The following is a 16,843-nucleotide window of genomic DNA, read 5'->3' on the forward strand; positions in this document are numbered from 1 at the left end:
TCATTCGGTTTGCAAATTATGACAACCTTAGATAATTGTCAGACAATCACTTTTAAGAGTTGCCTCCACTGATAAAGAATGTCCCTTAAAAACAATTTTTATAAAGTGCTTGGTTAAAATCACAGCTTTAAAAAAAACTTTTCCTTCAAAAATTGATGGAAAAGCTCAGTATCGATCTACAACATCGTTTTTATATTGAATAGAAAATTTGAATGCTAAGATTGAATAAAATTACATCCGTAAAGCAGGGGTAAACGCTTTAACAAAATAAGGGGTGAGTGTGCCTGTTTCAGGATCAAGTAATTCTTTTTTGAAATATTCTAAAAGCTCAGTTGTATCATGATCATTAGGATGAAAGTCTGGACGCAAATAATCAAAAATATGGCCTAAACTGCTACCAAAAACACCATTGTCTCGACTAAATAATAAATCCCAACTGCCCTTTGCCTCTTTCCAAAAACTTAGACTAAAGCTATTCATTGGACGTCGTAAAAATGGCAACATCAATGCGCCAGCACCTACGCCTAGACCCAAAGTAATCAACGCAATAAAGAATCCTGAAATTCGTAATGGATAATTTGCAGAAAGCACTTGATAAGTATCATAAGCAATATCTTTATGCTCAGACTCTTCCAGCATATGCCATAACCATAAAGCACGTGTTTTTTCATCAAGAGAATGATTAAAGATGTCTTGATGCGTCATGGCATATTGAGCAAAAACAGCGGTGAAATGCTCAATCCCAGCCATCATTGAAAGCTTTAAAGGTTGTGGGAATTTTAAAAAAGTATGATTAAAAACCTGTTCTGCTAAAAACCGATATAACTGCACAGGCAAATTATTTGGAATCATGGTTTCATTATATTCTTCATGGACTTTAGAGTGAATTGCCTCTTGTCCAATCAAACTGGTTAGACGCTGTTTTAAAACTGGGTCTTGTATTTGATCACGATGATGTCGTGCAGTTTCGATCACCAACTCTTCACCATAAGTTAAAAAAATTGACAATGCGGCAAAATAGGCAGTCGCCCACTCTTTTTGCATAAAAAATTTAACATCCAACTCATCTGGGCTAAATTTAAAATTGAAGTGACGAATAGGGATATTCGCAATCTGATCTTTTAAATTAGGCAATCGACTTGGAAAAGCTTTTGCAAACACTTTTTTGACAGGCTTAGCAAGTAACATATGAAGCACCTATTGTTTATTTAGGGATCAAGGATTTGACTGAAAACCAGTTCAAATTCACATTTCAAGTAAAAAATCCTATTTATGTTGGAAAAGTAAGTCATCTGGATTCAAATACCACTGACATTTCAGGTCAATCCATTGGCAATTTATGACTATTCAATAAAGTGTCTGACAAATAAGGGCTGAGCTTGCCTCTACTGATAAATAATGACCTTTGCGGATAAGTCATCAGCTTTGGCTTACTTAAATCATGATTTAATTTTTGGGTGTACTGAACCCTAACTACGGATACGCTACATAACTGAAATCAGGCAACAAGAAAAGTTTCATGTCAGCATATATACAATAGACAGTTTTTTATCGTGGTGTATCTGGGCCACAGTTAATCTTTGGGTCACACTGAATCAGTGCTAAACTTATGGATGTACTTTTTACACAGCACAAAATAAAACAATGTTCAATTTCATTTGGCGCTTTGTACAACTTCTTCAATTGGATCAATTCAAATATCGTAAATTGACAGACGGCGAAATTCGTATTAGCCAAAGTGTATTTGGAGAATTAATTGACTACAGCCAAGTCAAGGTGATGAATCATCCTTATTTACCGTGGCAGCCTGTTGGTATTTTGATGGCGCCCAATGGTTATATTCACTTAAAAGATGCAGACTATTGTGAAGACTTCTCCTGTATGAGCTTGGGTTATCAAGCTGTTTTTATTCATGAAATGGCTCATGTTTATCAATATCAGCGCCATGAGAATGTATTACTTAAGGGGGCGATTTTACAGTCCGCACTTTACCTAAGTTTTGGTAAATATAACCCTTATCGCTACACTCTCATTCAAGGAAAAGCTTATTTCGATTACAATATTGAGCAACAAGGTGATATCGCCAAAGATATTTATTTAAATCGAATTGAAAATATTATTCTGGATAAAAATTCAGTCAATCCTTCAATTTAAGCGCTTTATTTTGATGCTAATTTATACAAATTAAGTGATACATTTCACAAAAAATATTTAAAGCTGATTTTTTCCAATATAAAATCCAAAAAATAATGAAAAATCACTAGTTTCTATAAAAAAAATACACTAAATTCATGAGGTCATTGATGGTGTACTGAATAAACTTAATGAATCACTAGCTTCTGACGTTTTTTTAGTTAAAATACTCAATGTCTGAAATTTTTGCCTTGCAAGAAAATAAAGATTTTTGATGATTTTTAATGATTTTATAGTTTCGCCCTTTGGCAATTTCTGTGATATCTATATACATATGTTGAATAACTACATTTTAAAAATCAACAATTTGTATATAAATTACCCTATTGGAATAGGATTTGGTTTAAATGAAAAGTTTTAAAATTGCTCTCGCGCAATTCTCTCCATTCATTGGTGATATTGAGTCGAACGTTCAAAAAATGATTGAACAAGCCAATGATGCAAAAAAACAGAATGCTGAAATTGTTGTTTTCCCTGAACTTTCTATAATCGGTTACCCTGCCGAAGATTTGCTTTTACGCCCAAGCCTAGCAAAGCGTACTGCACAAGCTTTCGAGAAACTGTCTACTGTTAAAGACATCGTGATGGTATTTGGTTTTGCCAATCTTACTGACGATGGTCAACGCTACAATGCTGCTGCGGTGATGAAAGATGGACAAGTTCTAGGGGTTTACAACAAACAAAATCTTCCTAATTACAGCGTTTTTGATGAAAAGCGTTATTTTAATGAAGGACATCAACATCTTGTATTTGAGTACTTAGGTCATAAGTTCGGGGTACTGATTTGCGAAGATGTATGGTCTTTAAATACAGTTCAACAGCTTGCTCAACTCAATGTGGAAAGTGTTTTGGTCTTGAATGCTTCACCTTATGAAGTCGGCAAACCGCAACATCGTATCGAAACATTAAAAGAGTTGGCAAAACAGCTCCACCTCAATGTGGTTTATATCAACCAAGTGGGCGGTCAAGATGATCTCATTTTTGATGGGACCAGTTTTGTCATTAACCATTCAGGTGAAGTTGCGTTACAAGCACCAAGCTTTAAAGAAGATCTCTACTTTGCTGACTACCAAATAGAAAACAAAGCCTATCAAGTCGTTGAAGCTGCGCCAGCATTAAATACCATGGCTGAAATCTATCAAGCTTTGGTTTTAGCAACACGCGACTATGTACAACGCTCTGGTTTCCCTGGTGTGATTTTAGGACTATCAGGTGGTATCGACTCAGCTTTAACCTTGGCAATTGCAGTTGATGCGATTGGCGCAGATAAAGTTCAAGCCGTGATGATGCCTTATACGTACACATCACAAATTAGTGTGGAAGATGCCACTGAACAAGCAAAACGTATGGGTGTTACTTTTGGTATTGCCGAAATTCATCCTATCGTAAATAGCTTTATGCAGACCTTATTCCCATTCTTTGGTAACTCACCTGCGGATACAACTGAAGAAAACCTTCAAGCGCGTGCACGTGGTACATTGCTTATGGGCTTGTCCAATAAGTTTGGTAACCTTGTGCTTGCAACAGGCAATAAGTCTGAACTTTCTGTCGGTTATTGCACACTATATGGCGATATGGTAGGTGGTTTTGCTGTACTCAAAGATGTTTATAAAACCATTGTTTTTGAATTGGCTAAGTACCGTAACAGTATTTCTGAAACGCCTGTGATTCCTGAACGTGTTATTTCTCGTCCACCATCAGCAGAACTTCGTCCTGATCAAAAAGACCAAGACTCTTTACCTGCTTATGATGTACTTGATGCCATTCTATATGCATATATTGAGGAAGAACAAAGCCAAGAAGACATCATTGCCAAAGGTTTTGAACGTGCAATCGTGGAAAAAGTCATTCAGCTTGTCGACCGCAACGAATACAAACGTCGTCAAGGTTCAATTGGACCACGTATCAGCTCACGCGCATTTAGCCGTGAACGCCGTTATCCGATTGTAAATGGCTGGAAAGCAGGTGTATAAGCCTCGTGAATGTGAATAATTCACCTCCACCTTCGAGCTTTGCTCAGGAACTTGCTCAAGCACTTTTGCTTGAGCAAGTTCGCTTTATTAAAAAACAACTCTTAGATCAGAAAAATCCGCAATTTATTCAGAATTTTATTTCCCAAACCTACCAAAATGCAGACAAAATTCTTTTAAAAAATGTGATTCAACTTGAGCAACTGCAGTCTGTAGTGCAAAAATATGCTTTTGAATTGAATTTAGGCGCAGATATTCTTGAATTTATCGGTGTCGTCGCTCAAAAAATTCATCAATATGCCATTCATAGTCAAACCATTTTCAATGATCTACTCTCAGATGAGTCTTTTGAACTGTGGATGTTTAAAATCTTAGAATTAGAACAATTAAGAGACTATATTCAAGAAAACTTACAGCACAACCCGCAGATTCAACAGGTTAGCCTACAGCTTGCCAACCAGATTTTAGAAAGCAACACGCCTTGGCTCAACCAGCTGCGTCAATACACGGTTAAACACAACCGTATTGGCGCGAAAGTCATTAGCTTTATTCAAGATCAGCAACATAATATTGAGCTTAAATTAGAACAGCAACTCGCAACTGCCATCCGTAGCCAACTCAGCAATATCATTCTACTGCCTAATGAAGACCTAGCAGATATCGCTACACATGTTTGGAATGAAGTTAAGCAACGCTCATTAAAAGAGGCTTTCTCTCAAGTTCAATCGATTGATTTTGAAGAATTCTTTATTCTTGTTTATGAAACTTGGAAAGAATTACGTCAAACAGAATATATGCAACAGGTTATTTTAAATGTTGTCGAAGCATTTTATGAATACTTTGGCGAATATAGCTTACAAGAATTACTACACTCGGTTGGGTTAGATCAAAACGATTTATTTATCGAAGCAGATCGCTTTGTTCCACATACACTAGGTGCTTTAGATCAGCATGGCTTATTGGATGAGATCATTCAATCCTTGATTGCGCCATTCTACCTTGACACGCAAACACAAAGATTTATAGAAAATTATTTAGCAGAAAAAGCTTAATCAAACATTCAACTGAATTTTTTCAGTATTCTAAATATTCATAGCACGATGATAATTTTTATCTGTATCTAGTGATCTTTTGATGATGCACAAAAAAAGAGACCATGCAGTGAGCATGGTCTATAAAAATGGTGGCTATGACGGGACTTGAACCTGTGACCCCCGCATTATGAGTGCGGTGCTCTAACCAACTGAGCTACATAGCCATAAACTGTGTGCGCATTATCTAAAGTTATCTACCCTACGTCAAGCATTCAAACACACCAATGCTCATACTTTAAGCAATTGATATTTAAATGTTTAAATTTAATACATATTTATGTTTTTATCGAAAAAATCAGCTTAATAAGCAGCGTAAATAAGTAAGGAATTAAGCTCTCTCCCCTATTTATCTCTAAAAATCTATAGCAAAAAAAAGAGAGTGGCTTACCACTCTCTATTTGCAACAAGTTCTTCCATTTCAATATCGAGATATCCTTGGTCTTGCACCACCATCATCATTGCTTCAGCAATATAATCAGCTGCAGTACCATCCAAAGAAGAATCAAGATCCTCAAACTGTGGCTTCATTTCATTAATTTCAGTCACAGTCAGTTTTGCCATAGAATAAATTTCTGCATCACTAAAGCTGGTTTTTGCCACTTTTTTAGCAAAATTTTCAATAAGTTGCTTAACCTCAGCAACTAGAATATCTGGATAATATTCATCATCGAACATTGGGAGAAGTAGATCGTTAAACATTGCAACCTAAAATAAAACAGCAATTCACGCGCTTATATAACACAAACTATACAATTCACCAAATTGATCGGGCAATTTAACTGATTAATTTTTCAGATGTAGATGATCTTAATTTTAAAAAAGATCAAACAATATCAGGGACTATTGATCATTCATCATTAAATTGCAGAGCGCATGGCTTGCCATACTTTAATTGCATCCGACATTGCTTTGACATCATGTGCACGCACCATACACGCGCCTTGTTGAATACTGAGCAAGTGTGCAGTAACACTACCTACAGCACGATGATTGGCATCTGCACCATCTAAAGCGTCACCAATGAAGCGCTTACGTGATAAGGCTGATAAAATTGGATAACCCATGTTGTTCAGTTGATAAAACTCATTGAGAAGCTTTAAATTTTGTTGCGCATTTTTAGCAAAACCAAAACCAGGATCTATCATAATATTTTTAGGCTGAATTCCTGCCTGTAGTGCATCATCTACGCGTTGCTGTAATTCAGCAATTACCTCTTGAGTAACATCGTCATACTGGTCAAGATGATTCATTGTGGTTGGCTCGCCTCGCATATGCATAATAATCACAGGGATATTAAGCTCTGCAGCAGTCTCTAAGGCATGTGGACGAGTTAAAGCACGGACATCATTCCAAATATGTGCACCAGCCTTAACCGCCTCACGAATGACTTCTGGCTGTGAGGTATCTATTGAAATAATGACATCCAATTTGGCTAATTCAGCAACCACAGGAACAACACGACGTATTTCTTCGGCAATCTCGACTACAGATGCACCCGGGCGTGTAGATTCACCGCCAACATCTATTACTGTCGCACCATCAGCAATCATTTGCTTGGCATAAGCAACAGCTTGATCTTTTTGATCATGCTTCCCACCATCGCTAAATGAATCTGGAGTGACATTCAAAATACCCATGACATTTGCTTGCGATAAATCCAGACTCAAACGCCCACATTGTAAAATTTGCTTGGGCAGTGGCATCAGTTGCATGTCAATTCTCCTTATTCAATTCAGGCTAGTTTAGCAATTCAAATTAATAGCACAGTGATTTTTTTTCATCTGTGAATTTTTTCGTATAAAAAAAGAGCCTCGATTGAGGCTCTTGTTTATTCACTGACTGATCAGGTTGCTGGTAATGGTGGTGGTGTTGATGGACCATCTGTAGGTGTTACATCAAGCACTGGATTTTCAGCCACATAAACCTTAGGTGGCTGAGGATCACGACCTTCCATGATGTCACGGATTTGATCACGATCAATCGTTTCCCATTCCATCAAGGCTTTTACCATTGCATGTGCAATATCTTTGTTATTTTCAAGGATATCACGCGCAACACGATACTGTTCATCCAAGATACGACGTACTTCTTGGTCAACCTGTTGTTGTGTTGCTTCAGAAATCGTACGGCTACCGACATTTCCGAAGAAACCATTCTGGTTTTCATCTTCATAGACCATCACGCCCATTTTGTCTGACATACCATACTTGGTCACCATCGCACGTGCCATTTTGGTTGCACGCTCAAAGTCGTTAGACGCACCCGTTGACATTTGATCAATGAAAACTTCTTCAGCAATACGACCACCGAATAAGATTGAAAGTTCATTCAACATCTTAGACTTGTAATGGCTAGTTTGATCATGTTCTGGCAACTGCCAAGTTACACCCAAAGCCCAACCACGTGGCATAATTGTTACTTTATGCACAGGGTCAGTCCCTGGAAGAATTTCTGCAACAATGGCATGACCTGCTTCATGATAAGCAGTCGCGCGACGTTCTTCTTCACGGATCACCATCGACTTACGTTCAGGGCCCATGTAGATCTTATCTTTTGCATCTTCAAAGTCATGCATATCGACGGTGTTCTTGTTACGACGAGCAGCAAACAATGCAGCTTCATTTACAAGATTCGCCAATTGCGCACCAGAGAAACCAGGTGTACCACGTGCCAATACTTTAAGATCAACACCTGTTACCGAAGGAAGTTTCTTCAAATGCACGGCCAAAATCTGTTCACGACCTTTAATATCTGGCAGACCCACCATCACTTGACGGTCGAAACGCCCCGGACGAAGTAATGCTTTATCCAGTACATCCGCACGGTTTGTTGCAGCAATGACGATAATCCCTTCATTACCTTCGAAACCATCCATTTCAACAAGCATTTGGTTGAGTGTTTGTTCACGTTCATCATGACCACCACCAGTACCTGAACCACGATGACGACCAACTGCATCAATCTCATCAATAAAGATGATACATGGTGCATGGCGTTTCGCCTGTTCGAACATGTCACGCACACGAGATGCACCAACACCAACGAACATTTCAACGAAGTCAGAACCTGAAATACTAAAGAATGGAACTTTGGCTTCACCAGCAATCGCTTTCGCAAGTAAAGTTTTACCTGTACCTGGAGGACCAACCATCAATACGCCTTTAGGAATTGTTGCCCCTAAGCGTTTGAATTTTGCAGGGTCTTTCAAGAAATCAACGATTTCCACAACTTCTTGTTTTGCTTCATCACAACCAGCAACATCGGTAAAGGTCACTTTGATTTGGTCTTCTGAAAGCATTTTTGCTTTAGATTTACCAAAACTCATTGGACCATTTTTACCGCCTGCACCACCACCCATGTTACGCATAAAGAACATGAACAATAAAATAATTAAAAGCACAGGAAAGCTTGCGATGAGAAGTTGCATCAATAAACCTTGACGTTGAGGTGCAGTACCTTCAACAACAACGTTATTTTTGATGAGTGTAGGCATCAATTCAGGATCTTGAACTGCTGGGCGAATACTTTCAAAGTTCGAACCGTTCTTTTTTTCGCCGCTTATTCTTTCACCATCAATTGTGACTTTACTAATTTGACCAGCATTCACCGCTGTGACGAATTCTGAATAATTCATCGCAGAAGGCTTACTGCGGTCACTGAGATTGCTGAAGATTAAGATCAGCACACCCAGTATGACCAGCCACAATACGGCATTTTTGAAGTAATCGCTCAAAGCTTTATTCCCATATATAACTATTTTGATCAGGCTCAATCTTGCTTGATCGTAACAAAAAGCGAGTAATGAATTTCGCAATAAAGGTTAAAAAGGTACAAAATGCACAATTTTTAACAACTTGGCAAGCATTTGTTGGCAATTCATTACGAAGAATGAACATACCTCAAAAACACCAGCTATTGCGAAACTTTTTTACGGCCCTGTCCAATTAAAAAAACTTCTTTTGAACGTGCACGTGAAGCAGCTGGTTTTGCTGTTTTTAACACATCAAAACTATCCACGACTTGCTTTCGGAACTCATCAAAACCAGTTCCTTGGAAAACTTTAACTAAAAACTGCCCTTTTGGTCCAAGAACCTTGTTGGCAAAATCTAACGCAAGTTCACACAAGTAAATCTGGCGAGGTTGATCTACAGCCCTATTACCTGATGTATTGGGGGCCATATCTGAAATTACAACGTCTACAGTGCGTCCATTTAAAATATTTAACAATTTTTCGAAAACTTCTTCTTCTCTAAAGTCACCTTGTAAGAAAGTAACATCAGGTAAAGCATCCATTTCTAAAATATCTGAAGCAATCACTAAACCTTTATCACCGACCAGTTTACCTGCGATTTGCGACCAACTTCCTGGCGCAGCACCCAAGTCAACCACGGTCATCCCTGGTTTAATCATTTTGTGTTTTTCTTGAATTTCAAGAAGTTTATATGCAGCACGAGCGCGGTAACCTTCTTTTTGTGCTTTTTTCACAAAAGGGTCATCTAAATGCTCTCTCATCCACGCACGACTACTTTTGGATAACTTCTGGTTGGTAATGCGTGTAGCCATAACTCTCTTGATCTAAACCGATAACTAACTTCTGATTGTACGTGAAAAAAATTCTCATTGCAGTATTCATATTGATTTAAATCGACAGATATTGATATGTTTTTTTGAATAAGCTTCATCGATTATTTCTACAGAATTTACAGCGTAGTGATATGGCTTTTGTTATACTAAGTCGTTTCTAAAATTAGGTTATCTTTTATGGCGGCTCTATCTATCCAAGAACGTAAACGTTTACGTCAAATCGGACATGCGTTAAACCCTGTTGTAATGCTTGGCGATAAAGGCTTGACTGAAAGTGTCGTTGAAGAATTAAACCGTGCTTTAAATGATCACGAGTTAATTAAAGTCAAGGTTACAGGTGAAGACCGCGAAGCACGTGCTGCAACAATTACTGAAATTGCCAATGTCACTGGTGCGGAAGTTGTTCAAACAATTGGTAAAATTGCATTGCTTTATAAAAAAGCTGCGAAACAAAATCCAAAATTGTCTAATTTAGTTCGCCACGCTCATCTTTCAAATTAAGATTTATCTTCATGGCAAGTTTCGAACTGAATGCATTTGATCGTCGTTTTCAAAGTATCTCCCTAGTTGGCGCGATTGAACAAATTAGCCCATATACACTCAATGTCGGTTATTGGTTAAGAGATCCCAATCAATTCATAATTTATCCTGAACTGGTTACAGCAAATCCACGCCAGGATTTCCTTTGGGAAAATACCTGTTTTGAGATTTTTATTGGTGTGCAAGGTGAAGATTATTATCGTGAAATTAATCTATCCCCTTCTCAAGCTTGGCAAGCTTACCAATTTGAAGAATATCGTTATCCTGAAAATATGCCACCAGTCGCTGCTTATGACATTGAATTAAACCAGTTAAAGCGCACGCATTATGGATTAAATGTCAGCATAGATCTTAGCGAGTTCATGCTTGCCAATAAATTAAAATGGTCAGACTTATTTTTGGGTTTAAGCGCTGTTTTAAATACCACGCAAGGTCAACATTTCTTTGCTATGCAACACAGTGGCCAACAAGCCGACTTTCACAATAAACGTGATTGGTTACATACATTTTAAAATACGCTTATGTAAACTGTGCTTGAAAATAAAAAAGTGAGGCAACTAGCCTCACTTTTTTTTTGCCATTTCTCTTAAAAATGGCCTTCCTCAAAATATAAGCTTTACATATCTTATTGTTTTGTAGTTACTTTATTCCAAACTTCTAAAGTATGATCTTTTGAACGCTTTAAAGTTTCAGTTAACTGTACTTTATGTTTGCTCGAAATTTGTGAAACATCTTCACGAATTTCTTTACCAACTTCAGTTAACTCTTTCACTAAAATGCTTAATTCTGCTTTTAAGAAATCAGCCAATTCAACCAAATCTTTTTGTGAAGTTGAAAATTGTGATTTGATCACATCAAGACGTTGTACCAAATCTTGTTTAAAGTTTTGTACTTGATCTTGAACTTGCTCAGTTAATTGCTCTGATTCTGCTTCAAGTTTAGTTTTAGTTTCGGTAACCGCTTCAGCAACTTTTTGCTGTGCTTCTTTACCTAACTTCTCTAAATTTTCTGTAGTTTCAGTCACAACTTCTTTCAAAGCCGCAGTCTCTTTTGTTACTTTATTTGTAACAGTTTCTTTAGATATAGTCATATTGATTCCCCCTGGAATGTGAGTCAATAAGATACATTGAAAGGATAAATTTTAGATTTTGATTTGTCTGACAATATTTAAATACTTACAATTTCAAACAATTCACTTTAAAAGCAGAATTAATGCTAAATAGCAAGGTATTTATCTTAGATTATCCCTCGAAATAAAATAGACTTTCGAGAGGCTCATGCGTATAATGCGCTGTTAAGTTACAAGCGAGCAGACAAGAGGAGGGTAGGATTTAGTAAGCCTTCCTTTTTTTTCGTCTACTCGCTTTTTTACAGCCCTATTTTTGTGGTTTTAGTTCAGGAGCTATGGTTTGAGCACCCCCGCCATTTTAGCCCTTGCTGACGGTACTGTTTTTAAAGGTACATCGATCGGCGCTACGGGAAGTACGACTGGTGAAGTCGTTTTTAACACTGCCATGACTGGTTATCAAGAAATTTTGACCGACCCTAGTTATGCACAGCAACTTGTAACTTTAACTTATCCTCATATCGGTAATACTGGTTGTAATGAAGAAGACGCTGAATCAGGTCGAATTCATAAAGTTTGGGCGAATGGTTTAATCATTCGTGACCTACCGTTATTACACAGCAATTTCCGAGCTACTCAGTCTCTTGGCGAATATTTACAACAACATAATGTCGTTGCCATTGCAGATATCGATACTCGTAAACTGACACGTATTTTACGTGACAAAGGCGCACAAAACGGATGCATTCTTGCCGGCGATAATATTACTGAAGAAGAAGCTATTGCAAAAGCACGTGCCTTTGGTGGTCTAGATGGTTTAGACCTTGCGAAAGAATGTTGTGACCCAGAAGGTTTTGAATGGACCGAAGGCTCATGGACATTGGGCCAAGGCTTTTCTCAACCAGAAGCAAAATTTCATGTTGTTGCATACGATTATGGTGTCAAAACCAACATCTTACGTATGCTTGCAGACCGCGGATGTAAATTAACTGTTGTTCCAGCACAAACACCTGCTGAAAAAGTATTGGCGTTAAATCCAGATGGCGTATTTTTGTCAAATGGACCTGGCGATCCAGCAGCATGTGATTATGCAATTGCAGCAGTAAAAACCATTGTTGAAACTACAAATCTACCTGTTTTCGGTATTTGTTTGGGTCATCAAATTCTAGCTTTAGCTTCTGGCGCTAGAACTGTGAAAATGCCACATGGTCACCACGGTGCAAACCATCCTGTACAAAACCTTGAAAATGGTACAGTGATGATTACTTCTCAAAACCATGGCTTCGCAGTAGATGCAGAAACTTTACCTGCAAACCTCAAAGCTACGCATAAATCTTTGTTCGATCAAACCCTACAAGGTATTCATCGTACAGATAAACCTGCGTTTAGCTTCCAAGGTCACCCTGAAGCAAGCCCTGGTCCACATGACTGTGCCCCATTGTTCGATCATTTCATCGAACTTATTGAAGCATCTAAGAAGTAATTAAGGAAGCGATCATGGCTAAACGTACAGACATTAAAAGCATCTTAATTATTGGTGCGGGTCCGATTGTCATCGGGCAAGCATGTGAGTTCGATTACTCAGGTGCGCAAGCATGTAAAGCCCTTCGTGAAGAAGGCTACCGTGTTATTTTGGTGAACTCTAACCCAGCCACCATTATGACTGACCCGACTATGGCAGATGCAACGTATATCGAACCGATTACGTGGCAAACTGTTGCACAAATCATTGAGAAAGAACGCCCAGATGCGGTTCTTCCAACAATGGGTGGTCAAACGGCATTAAACTGTGCATTGGCACTTGATGCCAACGGTATTTTAGAAAAATACAATGTTGAATTGATTGGTGCGACCAAAGAAGCCATCGAAAAAGCGGAAGATCGCAAACTTTTCGATATCGCAATGCGCAAAATTGGTTTGGAATGCCCACGTGCTGATGTTGCAGAAAGCATGGAACATGCGCTTGAAATTCAAGCCCGTTTCGGCTTCCCTGTGATTATCCGCCCATCATTTACGATGGGTGGTTCAGGTGGTGGTATCGCCTATAACAAAGAAGAATTCATTGAAATCTGTGAACGCGGTTTTGATCTTTCTCCAACCAAACAATTATTGATTGATGAATCATTAATTGGCTGGAAAGAATATGAAATGGAAGTTGTTCGTGATAAAAACGACAACTGTATCATTGTATGTACCATTGAAAACTTCGATCCAATGGGTGTGCATACAGGTGACTCCATTACTGTTGCACCTGCACAGACACTAACAGATAAAGAGTTCCAATTACTGCGTAATGCTTCATTAGCGGTACTACGTGAAATTGGTGTAGAGACAGGCGGATCAAACGTTCAGTTCGGTATCAACCCGAAAGATGGCCGTATGGTTGTGATCGAGATGAACCCTCGTGTATCTCGTTCTTCTGCGCTTGCGTCTAAAGCAACAGGTTTCCCTATTGCCAAAATTGCAGCAAAACTTGCAGTGGGTTATACCCTTGATGAATTGAAAAATGACATCACTGGTGGAACAACACCAGCATCGTTTGAACCTGCAATCGACTATGTTGTAACCAAGATTCCTCGTTTTAACTTCGAGAAATTCCCACAAGCTGATGCAACACTCACGACACAGATGAAATCTGTGGGTGAAGTCATGGCAATTGGTCGTAACTTCCAAGAATCTGTACAAAAGGCACTTCGTGGTCTTGAAGTCGGTGCTTGTGGTTTCGATGAGAAAATTGCGGTGGGTACTGAAGGCGCGAAAGATAAAATCTTGGTAGAGCTTAAAGTGCCAGGTCCTGAGCGTATTTGGTATGTTGCTGACGCATTCCGTCATGGCTTCACATTAGATGAAGTATTTGCTGCAACCAATATCGATCGTTGGTTCTTGATTCAAATCCAAGACATCATTCAGTCTGAAGAACAAATCAAAACTTTAGGTTTTGGTGATTTGAACGCTGACAATATCCGTGCATTTAAGCGAAAAGGCTTATCTGATTTACGTATTGCAGACTTGATGGGCATTTCGCAAAAGCAATTCCGTAAGCACCGTTGGAACTTGGGTGTATACCCTGTTTACAAACGTGTAGATACTTGTGCAGCTGAGTTCGAGTCAGATACTGCTTACATGTACTCAACTTATGATGACGAATGTGAAGCGAATCCATCTAACCGTGACAAGATCATGGTAATCGGTGGTGGTCCTAACCGTATTGGTCAAGGGATCGAGTTCGATTATTGCTGTGTTCACGCTGCTCTTGCAATGCGTGAAGATGGTTATGAAACTATTATGGTTAACTGTAACCCTGAAACGGTTTCAACTGACTATGACACATCTGATCGTTTGTACTTTGAGCCGATCACTTTAGAAGACGTTTTAGAAATCGTACGTACAGAAAAACCAAAAGGGATTATCGTACAGTACGGCGGTCAAACACCTTTGAAATTGGCTCGTGCTTTAGAAGAAGCAGGCGCACCAATTATCGGTACGTCTCCAGATGCGATTGACCGTGCAGAAGATCGTGAACGTTTCCAACAGATGATTCAACGTTTGAATCTTCGTCAACCAAGCAACAGCATTGTTAAATCTGCTGAAGAAGGTATGGCTGAAGCATCTAAAGTGGGTTATCCGTTGGTTGTACGTCCATCTTATGTCCTTGGTGGTCGTGCGATGGAAATCGTATACAACGACGACGAACTTAAACGTTACTTGCGTGATGCTGTACAAGCGTCTAACGAAGCACCTGTACTGCTTGACCATTTCCTTGATGATGCAACTGAAGTCGATGTTGACTGTGTATCTGACGGCAAAGATGTGGTGATCGGCGGTATTATGCAGCATATTGAACAAGCAGGTATTCACTCTGGTGACTCAGCATGTTCGATTCCACCTTACTCTCTTTCTCAAGAGATTCAGGATGAAATGCGTCGTCAAACCGTTGCTATGGCGAAAGAGCTTGGTGTGATTGGCTTGATGAACGTACAGTTTGCTGTTAAAGGTAATGACGTTTATATTCTTGAAGTGAATCCACGTGCGTCTCGTACAGTACCGTTCGTTTCTAAATGTATCGGCGAATCATTAGCAAAAGTTGCAGCACGTTGTATGGCGGGTCAATCTTTAGAATCTCAAGGATTCACAAAAGAAATTATCCCAACGCATTTTGCTGTGAAAGAAGCAGTATTCCCGTTCAACAAATTCCCAGGTGTAGACCCGATCCTTGGACCAGAAATGAAATCTACTGGTGAAGTGATGGGTGTTGGTACAACTTTTGGTGAAGCTTTCTATAAAGCTGTGTTAGGCTCTAATGATCGCTTACCGGGTAAACCAACTGAAGGTGAAGTGAAGCACGTATTTATTTCAGTACGTCATTCAGATAAACCTCGTGCCGCGGGTATTGCGAAACAATTGGTTGATTTAGGCTTCAAAATTATCGCAACTGGCGGTACTTATGATGTCATTAAAGAAGCTGGTATTGAATGTGAACGTGTGAATAAAGTAACAGAAGGTCGCCCAAATATTGTCGACCGCTTGAAAAATGGCGAGATTCACCTCATTATCAATACTACAGAAGGTAAACAAGCTCAGCAGGATTCATTCTCAATCCGTCGCTCTGCGCTTCAAGGTAAAGTGTATTACACAACAACCTTGAATGGTGCTGATGCTGTATGCCAAGCTTTAGCAATTAAATTGCCAATGGATGTATATCGCTTGCAAGATTTGCAAACACTAGGTTAATTCGTTTCCGATAAGTCCCGTCATCTTATCGGTGGCGGGCTTTTTTCATTTTATAAACCTGTATTTTTTAAAATACTGAACTGAGGGACAACAATGCAACGTTATCCTATGACTCCTGAAGGCAAGGTCGCCTTAGAGAAAGAATTGCAACAGCTAAAATCTGTTGATCGTCCACGTATTATTGCTGCAATTGCAGAAGCACGTGAACATGGGGATTTAAAAGAAAACGCAGAATACCATGCAGCGCGCGAGCAACAAGGTTTTTGTGAAGGTCGTATTCAAGACATCGAAGGTAAACTTGGTGCTTGCCAAGTCATTGATGTTAAAGGACTCGAACAAACAGGTCGTGTGGTTTTTGGTGTGACAGTAACCATTGAGAATTTGGATACTGAAGAAAAGAAAACCTATAAAATTGTAGGTGATGATGAAGCTGACTTTAAGATCAATAAGATCTCAGTGAACTCACCTATTGCGCGTGGTCTTCTTGGTAAGAATGAAGGCGACGAAGCCAAAATCACCACACCACAGGGTGAAGTGGAATATGAAGTGGTAAGTGTTGAATATATTTAACACATACTAGGGCTGATGATTCAGCCCTTTTTATTGGGCTAAAAATATAATATCAATAACAAAAAACGAATCACTTTTATATTCCGTCATCAATC

General features: G+C 38.9%; 14 protein-coding genes and 1 tRNA gene. 8 read left to right on the forward strand and 7 right to left on the reverse strand.

All coding sequences use genetic code 11. The annotated features are described in order from the left end of the window. Positions 1-231 precede the first annotated feature (231 nt). Entirely contained in the window at positions 232-1,188 is a 957-nt protein-coding gene (locus tag AC07WY_RS07405; RefSeq protein ID WP_034612484.1) for a metal-dependent hydrolase, read from the reverse strand. 456 nt (positions 1,189-1,644) lie between these two features. Here AC07WY_RS07405 and AC07WY_RS07410 point away from each other — a divergent pair, with 456 nt between their 5' ends. The 3 genes from AC07WY_RS07410 to AC07WY_RS07420 all read left to right on the forward strand — a co-directional run bounded on the left by AC07WY_RS07410 (position 1,645) and on the right by AC07WY_RS07420 (position 5,215). Beyond that, positions 1,645-2,154 (forward strand): hypothetical protein, encoded by a 510-nt coding sequence (locus AC07WY_RS07410; RefSeq protein ID WP_262086613.1) that lies wholly within the window; start codon positions 1,645-1,647, stop codon positions 2,152-2,154. A 386-nt stretch (positions 2,155-2,540) separates the two neighbouring features. Further along, the gene (locus AC07WY_RS07415) at positions 2,541-4,166 is read left to right on the forward strand and encodes an NAD+ synthase (protein WP_004717311.1); all 1,626 of its coding nucleotides are present in this window, start codon (positions 2,541-2,543) and stop codon (positions 4,164-4,166) included. Positions 4,167-4,171: 5 nt separating this feature from the next. Continuing rightward, positions 4,172-5,215 carry a hypothetical protein gene (locus AC07WY_RS07420; protein ID WP_434279144.1) on the forward strand — a complete coding sequence of 348 codons (1,044 nt, stop codon included), beginning with the start codon at positions 4,172-4,174 and terminating at the stop codon, positions 5,213-5,215. A gap of 129 nt (positions 5,216-5,344) precedes the next feature. Here AC07WY_RS07420 and AC07WY_RS07425 read toward each other — a convergent pair. The 5 genes from AC07WY_RS07425 to rlmE form a co-directional block, all read right to left on the reverse strand. After that, a tRNA-Met gene (locus tag AC07WY_RS07425) sits at positions 5,345-5,421 on the reverse strand. A 220-nt stretch (positions 5,422-5,641) separates the two neighbouring features. After that, a complete protein-coding gene (locus AC07WY_RS07430) occupies positions 5,642-5,956 on the reverse strand; it encodes a DUF5713 family protein (RefSeq protein WP_004717317.1) in 315 nt (104 codons plus the stop codon). Between the two features lie 158 nt (positions 5,957-6,114). After that, positions 6,115-6,969 (reverse strand): dihydropteroate synthase, encoded by an 855-nt coding sequence (gene folP / locus AC07WY_RS07435; protein ID WP_262086616.1) that lies wholly within the window; start codon positions 6,967-6,969, stop codon positions 6,115-6,117. Between the two features lie 131 nt (positions 6,970-7,100). Continuing rightward, positions 7,101-8,990: an ATP-dependent zinc metalloprotease FtsH gene (ftsH, locus tag AC07WY_RS07440; protein WP_004823226.1), complete on the reverse strand. Its 1,890-nt coding sequence runs from the start codon at positions 8,988-8,990 to the stop codon at positions 7,101-7,103. Between the two features lie 179 nt (positions 8,991-9,169). Beyond that, positions 9,170-9,820, reverse strand: coding sequence for a 23S rRNA (uridine(2552)-2'-O)-methyltransferase RlmE (gene rlmE / locus AC07WY_RS07445; protein ID WP_004717323.1), 651 nt, complete (start codon positions 9,818-9,820; stop codon positions 9,170-9,172). 198 nt (positions 9,821-10,018) lie between these two features. Between rlmE and yhbY the strand changes: the two genes are divergently transcribed. Both yhbY and AC07WY_RS07455 read left to right on the forward strand, forming a co-directional pair. Continuing rightward, entirely contained in the window at positions 10,019-10,342 is a 324-nt protein-coding gene (yhbY, locus tag AC07WY_RS07450) for a ribosome assembly RNA-binding protein YhbY (RefSeq protein WP_004717326.1), read from the forward strand. An 11-nt stretch (positions 10,343-10,353) separates the two neighbouring features. Then, positions 10,354-10,893 (forward strand): DOMON-like domain-containing protein, encoded by a 540-nt coding sequence (locus AC07WY_RS07455; RefSeq protein WP_004717328.1) that lies wholly within the window; start codon positions 10,354-10,356, stop codon positions 10,891-10,893. A 113-nt stretch (positions 10,894-11,006) separates the two neighbouring features. Here AC07WY_RS07455 and AC07WY_RS07460 read toward each other — a convergent pair whose 3' ends face one another. Beyond that, complete coding sequence (locus AC07WY_RS07460; RefSeq protein ID WP_004823229.1) at positions 11,007-11,471, reverse strand: hypothetical protein; 465 nt, start codon at positions 11,469-11,471, stop codon at positions 11,007-11,009. Between the two features lie 319 nt (positions 11,472-11,790). Here AC07WY_RS07460 and carA point away from each other — a divergent pair, with 319 nt between their 5' ends. The 3 genes from carA (at position 11,791) to greA (ending at position 16,748) form a co-directional block, all read left to right on the forward strand. Further along, complete coding sequence (gene carA, locus AC07WY_RS07465) at positions 11,791-12,930, forward strand: glutamine-hydrolyzing carbamoyl-phosphate synthase small subunit (RefSeq protein ID WP_004823230.1); 1,140 nt, start codon at positions 11,791-11,793, stop codon at positions 12,928-12,930. A 14-nt stretch (positions 12,931-12,944) separates the two neighbouring features. Further along, positions 12,945-16,178, forward strand: a complete 3,234-nt coding sequence (gene carB / locus AC07WY_RS07470; protein WP_004717334.1) for a carbamoyl-phosphate synthase large subunit — start codon at positions 12,945-12,947, stop codon at positions 16,176-16,178. Between the two features lie 93 nt (positions 16,179-16,271). Beyond that, positions 16,272-16,748, forward strand: a complete 477-nt coding sequence (gene greA / locus AC07WY_RS07475; protein WP_004717337.1) for a transcription elongation factor GreA — start codon at positions 16,272-16,274, stop codon at positions 16,746-16,748. The last annotated feature ends 95 nt before the right edge of the window (positions 16,749-16,843 follow it).

The sequence above is a fragment of the Acinetobacter sp. GW821-FHT01C12 genome (assembly GCF_059422625.1).

Coding starts and splice junctions, on each gene's coding strand:
- AC07WY_RS07405 (WP_034612484.1), bottom strand. CDS start 1,188: ATGTTACTTGCTAAGCCTGTCAAAAAAGTGTTTGCAAAAGCTTTTCCA.
- AC07WY_RS07410 (WP_262086613.1), top strand. CDS start 1,645: ATGTTCAATTTCATTTGGCGCTTTGTACAACTTCTTCAATTGGATCAA.
- AC07WY_RS07415 (WP_004717311.1), top strand. CDS start 2,541: ATGAAAAGTTTTAAAATTGCTCTCGCGCAATTCTCTCCATTCATTGGT.
- AC07WY_RS07430 (WP_004717317.1), bottom strand. CDS start 5,956: ATGTTTAACGATCTACTTCTCCCAATGTTCGATGATGAATATTATCCA.
- folP (WP_262086616.1), bottom strand. CDS start 6,969: ATGCAACTGATGCCACTGCCCAAGCAAATTTTACAATGTGGGCGTTTG.
- rlmE (WP_004717323.1), bottom strand. CDS start 9,820: ATGGCTACACGCATTACCAACCAGAAGTTATCCAAAAGTAGTCGTGCG.
- yhbY (WP_004717326.1), top strand. CDS start 10,019: ATGGCGGCTCTATCTATCCAAGAACGTAAACGTTTACGTCAAATCGGA.
- AC07WY_RS07455 (WP_004717328.1), top strand. CDS start 10,354: ATGGCAAGTTTCGAACTGAATGCATTTGATCGTCGTTTTCAAAGTATC.
- AC07WY_RS07460 (WP_004823229.1), bottom strand. CDS start 11,471: ATGACTATATCTAAAGAAACTGTTACAAATAAAGTAACAAAAGAGACT.
- carB (WP_004717334.1), top strand. CDS start 12,945: ATGGCTAAACGTACAGACATTAAAAGCATCTTAATTATTGGTGCGGGT.
- greA (WP_004717337.1), top strand. CDS start 16,272: ATGCAACGTTATCCTATGACTCCTGAAGGCAAGGTCGCCTTAGAGAAA.